Origin of the sequence: Vogesella sp. AC12 (assembly GCF_024437575.1) — a bacterium.
Taxonomy (GTDB): Bacteria; Pseudomonadota; Gammaproteobacteria; order Burkholderiales; family Chromobacteriaceae; genus Vogesella; species Vogesella indigofera.
Genome location: NZ_JANFNU010000008.1, coordinates 35,146 through 49,186, shown reverse-complemented (window position 1 = coordinate 49,186; position 14,041 = coordinate 35,146). Strand labels below are relative to the sequence as shown.

General features: G+C 65.5%; 13 protein-coding genes and 1 tRNA gene. 11 read left to right on the top strand and 3 right to left on the bottom strand.

Annotated features, from left to right (window positions below; all coding sequences use genetic code 11):
* The first annotated feature begins 27 nt into the window (after nucleotides 1-27).
* Complete coding sequence (locus NOM55_RS12585; protein WP_255908846.1) at nucleotides 28-516, top strand: hypothetical protein; 489 nt, start codon at nucleotides 28-30, stop codon at nucleotides 514-516.
* Nucleotides 513-1,445: a helix-turn-helix domain-containing protein gene (locus tag NOM55_RS12580; RefSeq protein WP_255908845.1), complete on the top strand. Its 933-nt coding sequence runs from the start codon at nucleotides 513-515 to the stop codon at nucleotides 1,443-1,445. Before NOM55_RS12585 ends, NOM55_RS12580 begins: the two co-directional genes overlap by 4 nt.
* A gap of 18 nt (nucleotides 1,446-1,463) precedes the next feature.
* Here NOM55_RS12580 and NOM55_RS12575 read toward each other — a convergent pair whose 3' ends face one another.
* Nucleotides 1,464-1,907, bottom strand: coding sequence for a hypothetical protein (locus NOM55_RS12575; RefSeq protein ID WP_255908844.1), 444 nt, complete (start codon nucleotides 1,905-1,907; stop codon nucleotides 1,464-1,466).
* Nucleotides 1,908-2,268: 361 nt separating this feature from the next.
* On the opposite strand from NOM55_RS12575, the gene rlmF reads away from it, so the two are divergent.
* Complete coding sequence (gene rlmF, locus NOM55_RS12570) at nucleotides 2,269-3,225, top strand: 23S rRNA (adenine(1618)-N(6))-methyltransferase RlmF (RefSeq protein ID WP_255908843.1); 957 nt, start codon at nucleotides 2,269-2,271, stop codon at nucleotides 3,223-3,225.
* A gap of 81 nt (nucleotides 3,226-3,306) precedes the next feature.
* Here rlmF and NOM55_RS12565 read toward each other — a convergent pair whose 3' ends face one another.
* Nucleotides 3,307-4,560 carry a DEAD/DEAH box helicase gene (locus tag NOM55_RS12565; protein ID WP_255908842.1) on the bottom strand — a complete coding sequence of 418 codons (1,254 nt, stop codon included), beginning with the start codon at nucleotides 4,558-4,560 and terminating at the stop codon, nucleotides 3,307-3,309.
* A 205-nt stretch (nucleotides 4,561-4,765) separates the two neighbouring features.
* Here NOM55_RS12565 and NOM55_RS12560 point away from each other — a divergent pair, with 205 nt between their 5' ends.
* From NOM55_RS12560 to NOM55_RS12545, 4 genes are all read left to right on the top strand, one after another.
* Nucleotides 4,766-5,689 carry an alpha/beta fold hydrolase gene (locus NOM55_RS12560; RefSeq protein ID WP_255908841.1) on the top strand — a complete coding sequence of 308 codons (924 nt, stop codon included), beginning with the start codon at nucleotides 4,766-4,768 and terminating at the stop codon, nucleotides 5,687-5,689.
* 143 nt (nucleotides 5,690-5,832) lie between these two features.
* Entirely contained in the window at nucleotides 5,833-6,462 is a 630-nt protein-coding gene (locus NOM55_RS12555; RefSeq protein WP_047965656.1) for a 2OG-Fe(II) oxygenase, read from the top strand.
* A 241-nt stretch (nucleotides 6,463-6,703) separates the two neighbouring features.
* Nucleotides 6,704-7,804, top strand: coding sequence for a chorismate synthase (gene aroC / locus NOM55_RS12550; protein WP_120810807.1), 1,101 nt, complete (start codon nucleotides 6,704-6,706; stop codon nucleotides 7,802-7,804).
* Nucleotides 7,805-7,866: 62 nt separating this feature from the next.
* Entirely contained in the window at nucleotides 7,867-9,264 is a 1,398-nt protein-coding gene (locus NOM55_RS12545) for an EAL and HDOD domain-containing protein (protein ID WP_047965654.1), read from the top strand.
* Between the two features lie 88 nt (nucleotides 9,265-9,352).
* On the opposite strand, the gene guaB is transcribed toward NOM55_RS12545, so the two are convergent.
* Nucleotides 9,353-10,816: an IMP dehydrogenase gene (guaB, locus tag NOM55_RS12540; RefSeq protein ID WP_120810934.1), complete on the bottom strand. Its 1,464-nt coding sequence runs from the start codon at nucleotides 10,814-10,816 to the stop codon at nucleotides 9,353-9,355.
* Between the two features lie 171 nt (nucleotides 10,817-10,987).
* Here guaB and NOM55_RS12535 point away from each other — a divergent pair, with 171 nt between their 5' ends.
* The 4 genes from NOM55_RS12535 to NOM55_RS12520 all read left to right on the top strand — a co-directional run bounded on the left by NOM55_RS12535 (nucleotide 10,988) and on the right by NOM55_RS12520 (nucleotide 13,961).
* A complete protein-coding gene (locus NOM55_RS12535; protein WP_255908840.1) occupies nucleotides 10,988-11,410 on the top strand; it encodes a DUF4124 domain-containing protein in 423 nt (140 codons plus the stop codon).
* Complete coding sequence (uvrC, locus tag NOM55_RS12530; protein ID WP_255908839.1) at nucleotides 11,400-13,208, top strand: excinuclease ABC subunit UvrC; 1,809 nt, start codon at nucleotides 11,400-11,402, stop codon at nucleotides 13,206-13,208. Before NOM55_RS12535 ends, uvrC begins: the two co-directional genes overlap by 11 nt.
* 17 nt (nucleotides 13,209-13,225) lie before the next feature.
* Nucleotides 13,226-13,807, top strand: coding sequence for a CDP-diacylglycerol--glycerol-3-phosphate 3-phosphatidyltransferase (gene pgsA, locus NOM55_RS12525; protein ID WP_047965652.1), 582 nt, complete (start codon nucleotides 13,226-13,228; stop codon nucleotides 13,805-13,807).
* Nucleotides 13,808-13,885: 78 nt separating this feature from the next.
* Nucleotides 13,886-13,961, top strand: a tRNA-Gly gene (locus tag NOM55_RS12520).
* Nucleotides 13,962-14,041 lie beyond the last annotated feature (80 nt).

The following is a 14,041-nucleotide window of genomic DNA, read 5'->3' as shown; positions in this document are numbered from 1 at the left end:
ATCGGAAATTGGCAACAAGGGGAAAAAGTGGCAGTGAATGTTGCTCAGAGCTATTTTCGGGAAACAGTAAAGCCAACTGTTGACGAGTTTCTGCATGACCCCTTCAGTGTCAGAAGAGCCAGATTGGCTGCAATCGTTCTTTACCATTTGGTGGACTACTTGAAGGCTCAGGCAAATCAAGGTTGGGGGGTAACAAAGATTTCCGAGGCCATTGCGGTGAAGTGCCCAGATTTCTTGTTAGTCAGGGATGTTTGTGATGCAAGTAAACACTGCATTCTCACTAATGAAACGCGTGGGAATAAATCGCCGCGGGTACTGGAGCATTCTGATCAGCTGGATGCAACTAGCCATGATGGATTATTCAGTGCCCCATTTGGGTCCGGTTTTTTTGCCGAAGCGAGTTATGTCTGGATCAAACTTGATGATGGCAGTTGGCGCAACTTCGTTGATGTCGTAAGTAACGTCATCTCGTTTTTTGATATTTTTGATTTTGATGAGGTTCAGGTTCTTTCGTGATCGACATCATCTTCCTGCTCACACCGCGCTATCTGGCGCTGGATTTCGTCGGCCCGGCCGAGGCGCTGCGCATGGCCATCGACGAGGGTGCGCCGTTCCGCCTGCACGTCGCCGGGCCGGAGCCGGAGTGCGTCAGCTCGCTGGGACTCACGTCGCGGATCGACCCGCTGCCCGAGGTGTTGGCTGACGGCAGCCTGGTGATCCTGTGCGGCACGGTGGACGAGGATGCCGACTACGCCACGCCGGCGGCGCAGCGGCTGATCGACTGGCTGCAGCAGCACATCACGCCGCAGGTGAGCCTGGCGACGGTGTGCTCCGGCGCGCTGTTGGCCGGCATGGCCGGGCTGCTCGACGGCCGCGCCTGCACCACCCACCACAGCCTTACCGCCAAGCTGGCGGTGCTGGCGCCGAAGGCGCGGGTGCTGGACAACCGCGTGTTTGTCGAGGACGGCCACATCGCCACCTCGGCCGGCATCACCACCGGCATGGATCTGGCGCTGGCGCTGATCGAGCGCCACGCCGGTGCCGACATCGCCGCCCGCGTGGCGCGACGCATGGTGCTGTACAGCCGCCGCGCCGGCGACGATCCGCAGCTGTCGCCGTGGCTGGCGTTCCGCAATCACCTGCACCCGGCGGTGCACCGCGCGCAGGACCTGATCGCGCGCGATCCGGCGCTGCGCTGGCCGGTGGAGGCGCTGGCCGAGCGCGTCCATCTCAGCCCGCGCCATCTGACGCGGCTGTTCCGCGAGCAGGCTGGTGTCGGCATCGTCGAATACCAGCAGCGGCTGCGGGTGGCGGTGGTGCGCCAGCTGTTGCAGCAGGGCGTGGCGGTGGAACGCGCCGCCGAAGGCGCCGGTTTTGCCTCGGCGCGCGACATGCGGCGGGTGTGGCACAAGTTCGAAAGCGTCAATCCCGGTCAGCTGGCCTGAGCGCCGGGCTGGCTTGCGCTAGCGCCAGTTGAAGTTCAGGCTGCGCGAGCCGTTCCGGCCCAGTTGCACGTTGCGCTGCTGGCGCATGCCCATATAGCTGGCGTCCACCCGGTAGCTGCCGGCCGGCAGGTCGGCATACAGCAGTGGCCCGACCTGTTGCAGCGACAGCACCGGCTGTCCCTTGCTGGTGCGGATGTCGACATCGACGCCGACCACATATTGGCCGGTTCCTTCGGAAAAGGTCAGGTGCAGGCTGTAGCCGGCACTCTGTTTGATGGCCTGCGATTCGTCCTGGCCGACGCCGCCACTGAGATAGGCGATGCCGTTCTGTTGCTGTATTTGCAGATTGGCGGCCTGCAGCGTGGCAGGCATGGTGTCGTCGGCGTGCAGCGCCAGGGGGGACAGTCCGAGCAGCAAGCCCAGCATCAGCGCTGAATACTGTTGTGAGTGGATGGTGTTCATGATCAAGCCTCCTTGCGGGCAGGGCGCCCGCTCTTGTCGCCGCCGCGCGGCGCTGGCGTAGCCAGTCGTTTGCCTGCGTGCACAGGCCGCTAGCGGTGGCGATGGGGTGTGCGGGCAGCGCCAACTCGGAGAGGGGCGCGTTCAGGCCCGCAATTGAGTACAAGAGTGCGACACGCGGGGTGTCATGTCGGTGCGGTGGCGCACATGTATTGTGGCGTCTGGCCGCATCCGCCCCTTGGGCGGCCAAGGTTGGCCGCAATGGTCGTCAACCTGCCGCGGTTGACGCTGGTGTGGTGCCGGCAATCCAGCAGCCGGCGCGATAACCCCGTACAATCCGGCCATTGTTTTTGCGGTATACCTCATGATAGCCACACCCAAACCAACCGGCAAAGCCGGTCTGCACCCGCGCAATGCCCATCGCCAGCGCTATGACTTCCCGGCGCTGATCGCCAGCCTGCCGGAGCTGGCCGCCTTTGTGCGCCCCAACGACTACGGCGACGACAGCGTCGATTTCGCCGATCCGGCGGCGGTCAAGGCGCTGAACCGCGCGCTGCTGGCGCACTACTACGGCATCGGCTTCTGGGATCTGCCGCCGGGCTACCTGTGCCCGCCGATTCCGGGGCGCGCCGACTACATCCACCATCTCGCCGACCTGCTCGCCGGCTGCAACGACGGCACGGTGCCGCCGCGCGTCAACGTGCTGGATGTCGGCGTCGGCGCCAACTGCGTGTACCCAATCATCGGCCGCAGCGTGTACGGCTGGCGCTTTGTCGGCAGCGACATCGATCCGGTGTCGCTGAAAGCCGCGAAGGCGATTGCCGATTTCAACCCGGTGCTGTCCGGCGCGCTGACGCTGCGGCTGCAGGCGGACGCGGGCAAGGTATTTGCCGGCGTCATCCAGCGCAAGGACCGTTTCGACGTCACGCTGTGCAACCCGCCGTTCCATGCCTCGGCAGAAGAAGCCGAGGCGGTGTCGCGGCGCAAGGTGACCAACCTCACCGGCGAGGTGCCGGACAAGCCGGTGCTGAACTTCGGCGGCCAGCACGCCGAGCTGTGGTGCGACGGCGGCGAAGTCGCCTTCCTGCGCACCATGGCGCAGGAGAGCCGCGAGTTTGCCGCGCAGTGCTGCTGGTTCACCTCGCTGGTGTCGCGCGAGGCGCACCTGCACGAGCTGTACCGCCAGCTGCGCAAGCTGGGCGCCAAGCAGGTCAAGACCGTCAACATGGCGCAGGGGCAGAAGATCAGCCGCTTCGTGGCGTGGACCTTCCTCGACAATGCGGCGATGGCCGAGTGGCGCGAGGAGCGCTGGCAGGGCTGAGGCCTGGCCGCGGTCAGCTAGACATGAAAAACCCCGCCGGCGCTGCCGGGCGGGGTTTTTTGTTGCTTGCGTTAACTCGGTTCAGTCCGGCTTGGCGGCCTGCTGTGCGGCGGCTTCTGCGGCGGCGGCGCGCAGCTTGTCCTTCTTGCTCGGGCGCTTGCCCTTGATGCCGCCGTTGTCGTCGGCTGCGGCCAACCTTGGCGAGGGCTGGTCAACCGGCACGAAGCCGGCCAGCTGCTCGCGCGGCAGTTTCAGCTGCAGCCGCTTCTCGATCAGGCGGAAGTGGGCGCGGCTGTCGGCGTCGATCAGGCTGATGGCGAGGCCGCTTTCGCCGGCGCGGCCGGTGCGGCCGATGCGGTGGGTGTAGTCCTGCGGCGAGCGCGGCAGGTCGTAGTTGATCACCACCGGCAGAGCCGGGATGTCGATGCCGCGCGCGGCGAGGTCGGTGGCGACGATCACCTGCAGCGTGCCGTCCTTCAGGTTCTCCAGCACGCGTTCACGGCGGCCTTGCGCCAGCTCGCCGAACAGCGCGGCGGCGCGGATGCCCTCGCGCTGCAGCGTCTGCGCCAGTTCGCTGGCGCCCTGTTTGCTGGCGACGAAGACCAGCATGCGCGCGCCCTCCTGCTCTGCGATCAGCCGGCACAGCAGCGCGGTACGCTGACGGCTATCGACCTCGATCGCGCGCTGGCGGATGTCCGGCGCCTGTTCCGCGATGTGGATGCGCTGCGCGTCGGTGAGCAGCCTTGTTGCCAGCTGTTGCACGTTGGCCGCAAAGGTGGCGGAGAACAGCAGCGTCTGGCGCTGTAGCGGCAGTTCGGCCAGCACCTGTTCCAGCTCGTCGGCAAAGCCCTGTTCCAGCAGGCGGTCGGCCTCGTCCAGCACCAGGGTGCGCACCTGGTCCAGGCGCAGCGCGTTGTTGGCCAGCAGCTCCAGCAGCCGGCCGGGGGTGGCGACGATGATGTCGGCGCCACCGCGCAGCGCCATCAGCTGCGGATTGAGCGACACGCCACCGTAGACGGTGACGATCTTCGGCGGCGGCAGGTGGCGGGCCAGCTGTTGCAGCACGCTGCCGACCTGTTGCGCCAGCTCGCGCGTCGGCAGCAGCACCAGCAGCGTCGGCTGCTTGCCGTCATGGCGACCGTGCTGCCAGCGCTGCAACAGCGGCAGGCAGTAGGCGGCGGTCTTGCCGGAGCCGGTGCGGGCGGTGGCCAGCAGGTCGCGGCCGTGCAGGATCGCCGGGATCGCCTCGCGCTGGATGGCGGTGGCGGTGTGGAAGCCCTGTTCGTCCAGCGCGTGCAGCAGCGCCGGATCAAGGCCGAGGGTGGAAAAGGGCATGGGCGGGCGCGGGGCGTGAATTCGTGAAGGCGGCAGTCTACGGCTTTTGTGCGCGCGGCACTATGGCGATGCACGCCGGGACCGCTGCGTGGCGGGGGGAGATGGGGGCGCTGGCTGCCGATTGACGTCAGCGTCATTCCCTTGGATGATTCAAGCGCTTGTTTTAATGATGGCGTAGACCATCATCCGCGACACACGAGGAATCATGACAAACCGCGAACACGATCTGTGGGTGCCGGTCACCGCCACCGACACGCTGTACCTGAAGCGCATCCGCCATCCGGAAAAGGACGGCGCGCCAGTGCTGCTGCTGCACGGGGTGATGGCCAACGGCCGTATCTTCTATTCCGACAACGGCAAGGGGCTGGCGCACTATCTGGCGCGCCACGGCTACGACGTGTTCGTCGCCGACCTGCGCGGTCGCGGCCGCAGCACGCCGCGCATCGGCCGCGGTGCGCGTCACGGCCAGACCGAAACCATCACCGAAGACCTGCCGGCGCTGCAGGCGGCGATCCGCCAGCTGAAGGGCGAGGTGGCGGTGCACTGGATGGCGCACTCCTGGGGCGGCGTGCACATGAGCAGCTGCCTGCTGCGCCAGCCGCAGCTGATCGCGCAGGTGGCCAGCCTGGTCTACTTCGGCAGCAAGCGCAGCGTGCGCGTGCGCAATCTCAACAAGCTGCTGGAAGTCGATCTGCTGTGGAACATCGTCGGCCGCGTGCTGTGCCGCAGCGTCGGCTACCTGCCGGCGCGCCGTCTTGGCCTCGGCGCCGACGATGAAACTGACAAGAGCCACCGTCAGAGCAAGCTCTGGGCACAGAATCGGCCGTGGCTGGACAGCGACGACCGCTTCGACTACCACCAGGCGGCGCAGACGCAGCAACTGCCGCCGGCCTTGTACTTCGCCGCGCAGAACGATCCCTGCCGCGGCCACCCGGCCGACGTGAAGCGCTTTCGCGACGAAAGCGGCACGCACCTGTCGCGGCTGCGGCTGCTGGCGCGCCACAGCGGCCATCGCCACGACTACAACCACGTCAGCCTGCTGACCCACCCCGACGCGGTGCGCGACCATTTCCCGCTGGTGCTGGAATGGCTGGCCGGGCGCTACGGCATGGTGCAGGAAAACTACTGAGCACGGCTTGCGGCCAACGTTGGCCGCAAGCCGGCACCGATGCCAGGCGGGAAACTGCGACGGGCTTGACCTGGCGCATTCGCCGCCGGCGGCCGGCTGTGGTAGAAAGCGGGCTGTGTTTATCCTTGCGACCGTTTCCGGCCATGTCCCAACTGCAATTCGACCTCGACCACGTCATCGACACCCTCGCCAGCGAGGGCTGGGTGGTGATCCCGCACGCGCTGTCCGCCGCCATGACCGCCAACCTGCGCACCGCCTGCCTCGACGTGTGGCAGCAGGGCTTGTTCCACGAGGCCGCCACCGGCCGCGCCGACGGCCAGGCGCGCCGTGCCGAGATCCGTTCCGATTCGGTGCTGTGGCTGGACCAGGTGGCGGCGCTGCCGGCGGTGCAGGCCTACAACGCGGCGATGGACGACATCATGCAGGCGGTCAATCGCGGCCTGTACCTCGGCCTCGTCGAGCTGGAGTCGCACTTCGCGGTGTATCCGGAAGGCGCGTTCTACAAGAAGCATCTCGACCGCTTCCAGGACGACGACGCGCGCACGCTGACCACGGTGTTTTATCTGAATGAGGCCTGGCCGCAGCAGGCCGGCGGCCAGATCCGCCTCTATCTGGATGCCGACTGCCGCGAGTTCATCGACGTCGAGCCGGAAGCCGGCACGCTGGTACTGTTCCTGTCCGACCGCTTCTGGCACGAGGTGCTGCCGGCACGGCAGCAGCGGCTGTCGGTCACCGGCTGGTACCGCCGCCGCGGCGGCAACATGCCGTGGTGAGCGGCCGCTTCGCCACAAGCACAGCGCCCTGCGGGGCGCTTTTTTTGCGGCCAACGTTGGCCGCCATGTTGGCGGCCGGCGCGCCCGGGCCGCGGGCCGGCCGATGACGCCGTTTTAGCGGGTGGCGCGCGCCCGGCGGCGGTGCGGTTTGGTGAATTGTGACGCTGTGCAAGCGCCGGCAGCGTTGCCGGTCCGTGCTAGAATCAGCAGCGATCACCAAAAAATAGGCAAGGATAAAGCGATGTCTGGCAATAGCATGGGCCTGCTGTTTACTGTTACTTCATTCGGCGAAAGCCACGGGCCGGGAATCGGCTGCATTGTTGACGGCTGCCCTCCGGGCATGACCCTGTCCGAAGCCGACATCCAGGCCGAGCTGGACCGCCGCAAGCCCGGCACCAGCCGCCACGTCACCCAGCGCCGCGAGCCGGACACCGTCGAGATCCTGTCCGGCGTGTACGAGGGCAAGACCACCGGCACGCCGATTGCGCTGTTGATCCGCAACACCGACCAGCGCAGCAAGGACTACGGCAATATCGCCGACACCTTCCGCCCCGGCCACGCCGACTACACCTACTGGCACAAGTACGGCATCCGCGACCCGCGCGGTGGCGGCCGTTCCTCGGCGCGCGAGACCGCGGTGCGGGTCGCCGCCGGCGCCATTGCCAAGAAATGGCTGCATGAACAATACGGCATCGTGATCCGCGGCCACATGACGCAGATCGGCGACATCGAGATCCCGTTCCAGAGCTGGGACGAGGTCGGCAACAACCCGTTCTTCGCCGCCGACGCCAGCAAGGTCGACGCGCTGGAAGCGTACATGGACAGCATCCGCAAGAGCCTGGATTCGGTCGGCGCACGCCTGCGCGTGGTGGCCGACAATGTGCCGGTGGGCTGGGGCGAGCCGGTGTACGACCGCCTCGACGCCGACATTGCCTACGCGATGATGAACATCAACGCGGTGAAGGGCGTCGAGATCGGTGCCGGCTTCGGCTGCGTCACCCAGCGCGGTAGCGAGCACGGCGACGAGCTGACGCCGCAGGGCTTTGCCAGCAATCACGCCGGCGGCATCCTCGGCGGCATTTCCACCGGCCAGCAGATCGAAGTGTCGATGGCGATCAAGCCGACGTCGTCGATCGCGCAGCCGCGCCGCTCCATCAACAAGGCCGGCGAGGCGATCATGGTCGAGACCCACGGCCGCCACGACCCCTGCGTCGGTATCCGCGCCACGCCGATCGCCGAGGCGATGCTGGCACTGGTGCTGATCGACCACGCGCTGCGCCACCGCGCGCAGTGCGGCGATGTGCGGGTCGATACCCCGCGCATTCCCGGCCGCATCGGCTAAGCGCTCTTCCATCCAAGAGGCAGCATCAGGCTGCCCGTCGTTCGCACACAATAGGGTTTGCCATGTTCAAAAGTCTGTTTGGCAGCTTGACCGGCAAGGGACAAGCACAGGAAGCCAAGGAAAGCCGCGAGGTGAAAACCGCCGCCGCCAGCACGCCGGCCGCGGAGAGTGGCGACAATATCGTGTTGCCGCACACGCTGGGCTTTGTCACCCATCAGCCGCTGCATGACCTGCAGCAGCGGGTGGTGGCCTACGAGTTCATGGTGCGCGATACCGTCAAGCGCCGCGAGTCGTCGGCCGGGCAGTGGCTGCAGTTCGACCGGCTGATGATCAGTACGCTGATCAACATGGACGTGTTCCGGCTGCTGAATTCGCGCCGTGCGCTGGTGCACGTGTCGACGCTGTCGCTGCAGGACGCGTCGCTGGAGGCTTTTCCCAGCGACCGCGTCTATTTCGTGCTCAATCCGGCGATCGACGATCCGGTCAGCAACAGCACCATCGCGCTGATCGACCAGCATCGCGCACAGGGCCGCCGCTTTGCGCTGGAGCCGTCGCTGTTCGACCGCCGCGTGCTGCCGGAAGCGCTGCAGGACGAGCTGTTCTCCCGCATCGACCTGCTGATCCTCGACTTCAGCGGCGCCGCCGACGAGGTGCTGGCGCCGTTCATGGACCAGATGCTGGCGCGTTATCCCGCCGCGCGCTGGTATGCGCGCAATATCAGCTCCAGCGAGGACTTCGATGTCTGTGTCAAGACGCCGGGCGCCGCCAAGCGCTTCGTGCTGTTCCAGGGCGCGTTCCTGACCGCGGTGCGTTCGCAGTCCGCCGGCAAGGCCGACGCCAGCCAGATGCGGGTGCTGGAAATCATGCGCCTGCTGCGTGCCGGGGCGGAAACGCAGGAGATCGACGCCCAGTTCAAGCTGGATTCGGTGCTGCTGTTCAAGCTGCTGCGCTTCATCAACTCGCCGGCCAACGGCCTGTCGCGCAAGGTGATGTCGATCGAGGAGTCGCTGCTGCTGCTGGGGCGCGAATCGCTGTTCAAGTGGTTGACGCTGCTGCTGTTCACCTCACGCAAGGACGACGGCCGCTCGGTGGCGCTGCTGGAGCGCTCGCTGTTCCGCGCCCGCTTCATGGAGACGCTGGGCAAGCTGGGCGGCAACAACCGCCTGGAGTGCGAGCACCTGTTCCTGTCCGGCATGTTCTCGCTGCTGGACGCGCTGATGCACGTGGAGATGGCCAGCGCGCTGTCGCCGCTGGACCTGCCGCCGACGGTGGCCGATGCGCTGCTCAACCAGCGCGGCATGTTCGCGCCGTATCTGGCGCTGGCCATTTCTGCGGAGCAGGACAACGCCGACCGCATCGTGGCGCTGGCCGAGCTGCTGAAGCTGGAGCCGGCCGACGTCAACAAGGCGCACATCGACGCCATGGTGTGGGCGCAGGAAATCCTGGTGCAGTCGGAGTAAACCGGCAGCCGCTGCCGTCAGGTACCGGCCACCAACAAAAAAACCCCCTGTTTCGCAACAGGGGGTTTTTTGCGGCCAACGTTGGGGCTTAACCGCCGACGTTGTAGTTCGGTGCTTCCTTGGTGATCTGTACGTCGTGCACGTGCGATTCGCGCATGCCGGCGGAAGTGATCTCCACAAAGCCGGCCTTGTCGTGCATTTCGTCGATGGTCTTGCAACCCAGATAGCCCATCGAGGAACGCAGGCCGCCCACCAGCTGGTGGATCACCTGGGCGATCGGGCCCTTGTAGGCGACACGGCCTTCGATGCCTTCCGGCACGAACTTGTCGGCGTTGCTGTTGCCGTCCTGGAAGTAGCGGTCGGCGGAACCCTGGCTCATCGCGCCCAGGCTGCCCATGCCGCGATAGGACTTGTAGGAACGGCCCTGGTACAGCTCGACTTCACCCGGGGCTTCTTCGGTGCCGGCGAACATGCCGCCCAGCATCACGGCGTTGCCGCCGGCGGCCAGCGCCTTGGAGATGTCACCGGAGAAGCGGATGCCGCCGTCGGCGATCATCGGCACGCCGGTGCCTTTCAGCGCTTCGGACACGTTGTGGATGGCGGTCAGCTGCGGTACACCGACACCGGCCACGATACGGGTGGTGCAGATCGAGCCTGGGCCAATGCCCACTTTCACGCCGTCGGCGCCAGCGGCCACCAGTGCGCGGGCAGCGTCGGCGGTGGCGATGTTGCCACCGATCACGTCCACCTGCGGGAAGGTATCCTTCACCCACTTCACGCGGTCCAGTACGCCCTGGCTGTGGCCGTGGGCGGTATCGACCACGATCACGTCGACGCCGGCAGCTACCAGTGCTGCCACGCGGTCGGCGGTGTCACCACCGGTACCGACTGCCGCGCCGACGCGCAGGCGACCCTGGCTGTCCTTGTTGGCGTTCGGGTGTTCGCTGGTCTTGACGATGTCCTTGACGGTAATCAGACCCTTCAGCTCGAAGGCGTCATTGATCACCAGTACCCGCTCCAGGCGATGCTTGTGCATCAGCTCGCGCGCTTCATCGATGCTGCCACCTTCCTTCACCGTCACCAGACGCTCGCGCGGGGTCATGATGGAGGCCACCGGCTGGTCGAGACGGGTCTCGAAACGCAGGTCACGGTTGGTGACGATACCCACTACCTTGCCATCCTGAACCACGGGCAGACCGGAGATCTTGTGCTGACGGGTCAGCAACACCAGGTCGCGTACCAGCATGTCCGGGGCGATGGTGATCGGGTCCTTGACCACGCCGCTTTCGTAACGCTTCACCTTGGACACTTCCAGCGCTTGCTGCTCGGCGGTCATGTTCTTGTGAATGATGCCGATGCCGCCTTCCTGGGCCATCGCAATCGCCAGACGCGATTCGGTGACGGTATCCATTGCAGCGGAGACCAGGGGCAGATTCAGGCTGATGTTACGGGTGAGGCGAGTGGACAGGGCAACGTCACGTGGCAGAACGGCGGAGTGGGCCGGCACGAGGAGAACGTCGTCGAAAGTGTAGGCCTTCTCGATGATGCGCATCTTGCTTTCCTTTAGCGGCAAAAACGCATTATACCGATCCCGCGCACGCAGTGCAAAAGGCAGTGGCGAATGAGGTGCGCGCCGGTGGCGGGCACGGTCGCAACAAAGCTGTCTGCCATGGCGGGCGCACGCTAGAATGGCGATTCATGGTAAGGCGGGAGGCGAGAGGTGATGAAGGCTGTTTACGGGGTGTTTCTGGGCGCACTGCTGCTGGCAACGGCGGCGCAGGCACAGGTCTATCGCTGGGTGGACGGCAATGGCCGCACCGTGTTTTCCGACCAACCGCCACCGCAGGGTCGCAAGTCGGAAACGGTGAAGCTGCGCCCGCTGCCGGCCTCGGCGGCCAGCCCGGCCTCGGCACCGGCCAGCGACGGCGGCCTGCCGCAGCAGGTGAAGCAGCTCAACGATCGCATCGACGAGCACAACCGCAAGATCAAGCAGGAAAACTGCAGCACCGCGCGTAGCCACCTGGCAAAACTGGAAAGCCTGAACCAGCCCAAGGCGACCACCAAGGCCGCGCCGCAGTCGGAGGCGACGCTGAGCGCCGCCATCGCCGCCGCGCGCGATCACGTCAGGACCTGGTGTGGCAACTAAGTCGCCGGCCTTCGATGCCAAGGCCTTCCTGGCCAACCTGCCGAGCCTGCCGGGGGTGTACCGCATGCTCGATGCCGCTGGCAACGTGCTGTATGTCGGCAAGGCCATCGACCTGAAGAAACGCGTCAGCTCCTACTTCCAGAAGAGCGACCACAGCCCGCGCATCCAGCTGATGGTGCGCCAGATTGCCGCCATCGACACCACCGTGGTGCGCAGCGAGGCCGAAGCGCTGATCCTGGAAAACAACCTGATCAAGGCGCTGACCCCCAAGTACAACATCCTGTTCCGCGACGACAAGTCCTATCCCTACCTGATGGTGTCCGGGCACGCCTTCCCGCAGCTGGCCTATTTCCGCGGTGAGCCGAAAAAGCCGCACCAGTACTTTGGTCCTTATCCCAACGGCTACGCGGTGCGCGAAAGCATCCAGGTGCTGCAGAAGGTGTTCCGCCTGCGCACCTGCGAGGACAGTGTGTTCGCCAATCGCTCGCGCCCCTGCCTGCTGTTCCAGATCAAGCGCTGCTCGGCGCCGTGTACCGGCGAGATCAGCAGCGAAGCCTACCGTGCCGACGTGCAGAGCGCGGTCACCTTTCTGCAGGGCAAGCACAACGAGCTGATCGACCTGCTCACCGCGCGCATGTTGGCCGCATCGGAGGCGATGCATTTCGAGCAGGCGGCCGAATTGCGCGACCAGATCCAGGCGCTGGCGCGGGTGCAGGAAAAGCAGTTCATTTCCAGCAATACCAGCCAGCTCGACGCCGACGTGATCGCCATCGCCAGCGACGGCGGCGTGGTGTGTGTCAACCTGGTGATGATCCGCGGTGGCCGTCACCTCGGCGACAAGAGCCTGTTTCCGCTCAACGCCGCCGACAGCCTTGCTGCCAACCTTGAGGCCTTCCTCGCCCAGCATTACCTCGGCGCACCGCTGCCGGCGGCCATCATCCACAACGAAACGGTGGCGCCGGAGTTGCAGCAGCTGCTGGTCGAGCAGGCGCAAAAGCGGTTGGCATTCATCGGCAACCCGATCGGCGAACGTCGCGTGTGGCTGGAGATGGCACAGAAGAACGCGCAGCTGGCGATCAGCCAGCGCCTGGCCAGTGCCGCCAGCCAGAACGCCCGCCTCGCAGCGTTGGCACAGCTGATGGAGGTGGAGGAGGTGGCACGGCTGGAGTGCTTCGACATCAGCCACACCATGGGCGAGGCTACCGTGGCGTCGTGCGTGGTGTACGACCGTGGCGGCATGCAGCCGTCGGAATACCGCCGCTTCAATATCGAGACCGCCGCCGCCGGTGACGACTACGGCGCCATGCGCGAGGCGCTGACCCGCCGCTACAGCAAACTGGCGGCCGGCGAGGGCAGGCTGCCCGACGTGCTGCTGATCGACGGCGGCAAGGGCCAGGTCGGCGTGGCGCTGGAAGTGCTGGCCGAGGTCGGCGTCGACGTGCCGATTGTCGGTGTCGCCAAGGGTGAAGGCCGCAAGCCGGGGCTGGAAACGTTGATCGTTCCCCATTTGCAAAAGACGCTACAATTGCCGCGCGATCACGCCGCGCTGCACCTGATCCAGACCGTGCGCGACGAGGCGCACCGCTTCGCCATCACCGGCCACCGCGCGCGCCGTGCCAAGGCGCGCACCAGTTCGACGCTGGAGGACATCGCCGGCGTCGGCCCGACACGGCGCCAGCGGCTGCTGACCCGTTTCGGCGGCCTGCGCGGCGTGGTGGCGGCAAGCATCGACGATCTGGCGCAAGTAGACGGCATCAGCCGCGCGCTGGCAGAAAAAATTTACCAAGCCCTGCACTGAATAAAGACACCCGGATAATGCCCTTCAACCTGCCGATTTTCCTGACCTGGCTGCGCGTCGCCCTGATCCCCGTCTGCGTGGCCGTGTTCTTCCTCCCAGACAGCGTGCTGCTGTCCCACCATCGCAATAGCCTCGGTGCCTTCATCTTTGCACTGGCCGCGGCCACCGACTGGCTGGACGGCTACCTGGCACGCCGCCTGGGGCAGACCTCGGCCTTTGGCGCCTTCCTGGACCCGGTGGCCGACAAGCTGATCGTGGCGGCGGCGCTGATCCTGCTGGTGGAGCTGGGGCGCACCGAGGGCTGGATGGCGATGATCATCATCGGGCGCGAGATCGCGATTTCGGCCTTGCGCGAGTGGATGGCGGCGCAGGGCAGCCGCGGCAGCGTGGCGGTGGCCTATATCGGCAAGCTGAAAACGGCGGCGCAGATGATCGCCATTCTGTTGTTGTTGTACGCCGGCCCGGTATTGCCGGCCATCGACACCCTGATCCTCGGAAATATTTTCATGGTGGTCGCCATTATTTTGACTTTGTGGTCAATGGTTTACTACCTGAAGATGGCCGCCACGCAGTTTTCCGGCAAAAAAATCGAGCTGTGAGAGGTTGACAATAATTTTTTGGTCATTATAATTCGCAGCTCTCGACAACGCAGTAACACAGCGACGACGAGAAGTGATGCGGGAATAGCTCAGTTGGTAGAGCGCAACCTTGCCAAGGTTGAGGTCGCGAGTTCGAGCCTCGTTTCCCGCTCCACACCGGTTTTACAGATGTACAGCAGTATCATGCGACGCGGGAATAGCTCAGTTGGTAGAGCGCAACCTTGCCAAGGTTGA

Coding starts and splice junctions, on each gene's coding strand:
- NOM55_RS12575 (WP_255908844.1), bottom strand. CDS start 1,907: ATGAACACCATCCACTCACAACAGTATTCAGCGCTGATGCTGGGCTTG.
- rlmF (WP_255908843.1), top strand. CDS start 2,269: ATGATAGCCACACCCAAACCAACCGGCAAAGCCGGTCTGCACCCGCGC.
- NOM55_RS12565 (WP_255908842.1), bottom strand. CDS start 4,560: ATGCCCTTTTCCACCCTCGGCCTTGATCCGGCGCTGCTGCACGCGCTG.
- NOM55_RS12560 (WP_255908841.1), top strand. CDS start 4,766: ATGACAAACCGCGAACACGATCTGTGGGTGCCGGTCACCGCCACCGAC.
- NOM55_RS12555 (WP_047965656.1), top strand. CDS start 5,833: ATGTCCCAACTGCAATTCGACCTCGACCACGTCATCGACACCCTCGCC.
- aroC (WP_120810807.1), top strand. CDS start 6,704: ATGTCTGGCAATAGCATGGGCCTGCTGTTTACTGTTACTTCATTCGGC.
- NOM55_RS12545 (WP_047965654.1), top strand. CDS start 7,867: ATGTTCAAAAGTCTGTTTGGCAGCTTGACCGGCAAGGGACAAGCACAG.
- guaB (WP_120810934.1), bottom strand. CDS start 10,816: ATGCGCATCATCGAGAAGGCCTACACTTTCGACGACGTTCTCCTCGTG.
- NOM55_RS12535 (WP_255908840.1), top strand. CDS start 10,988: ATGAAGGCTGTTTACGGGGTGTTTCTGGGCGCACTGCTGCTGGCAACG.
- pgsA (WP_047965652.1), top strand. CDS start 13,226: ATGCCCTTCAACCTGCCGATTTTCCTGACCTGGCTGCGCGTCGCCCTG.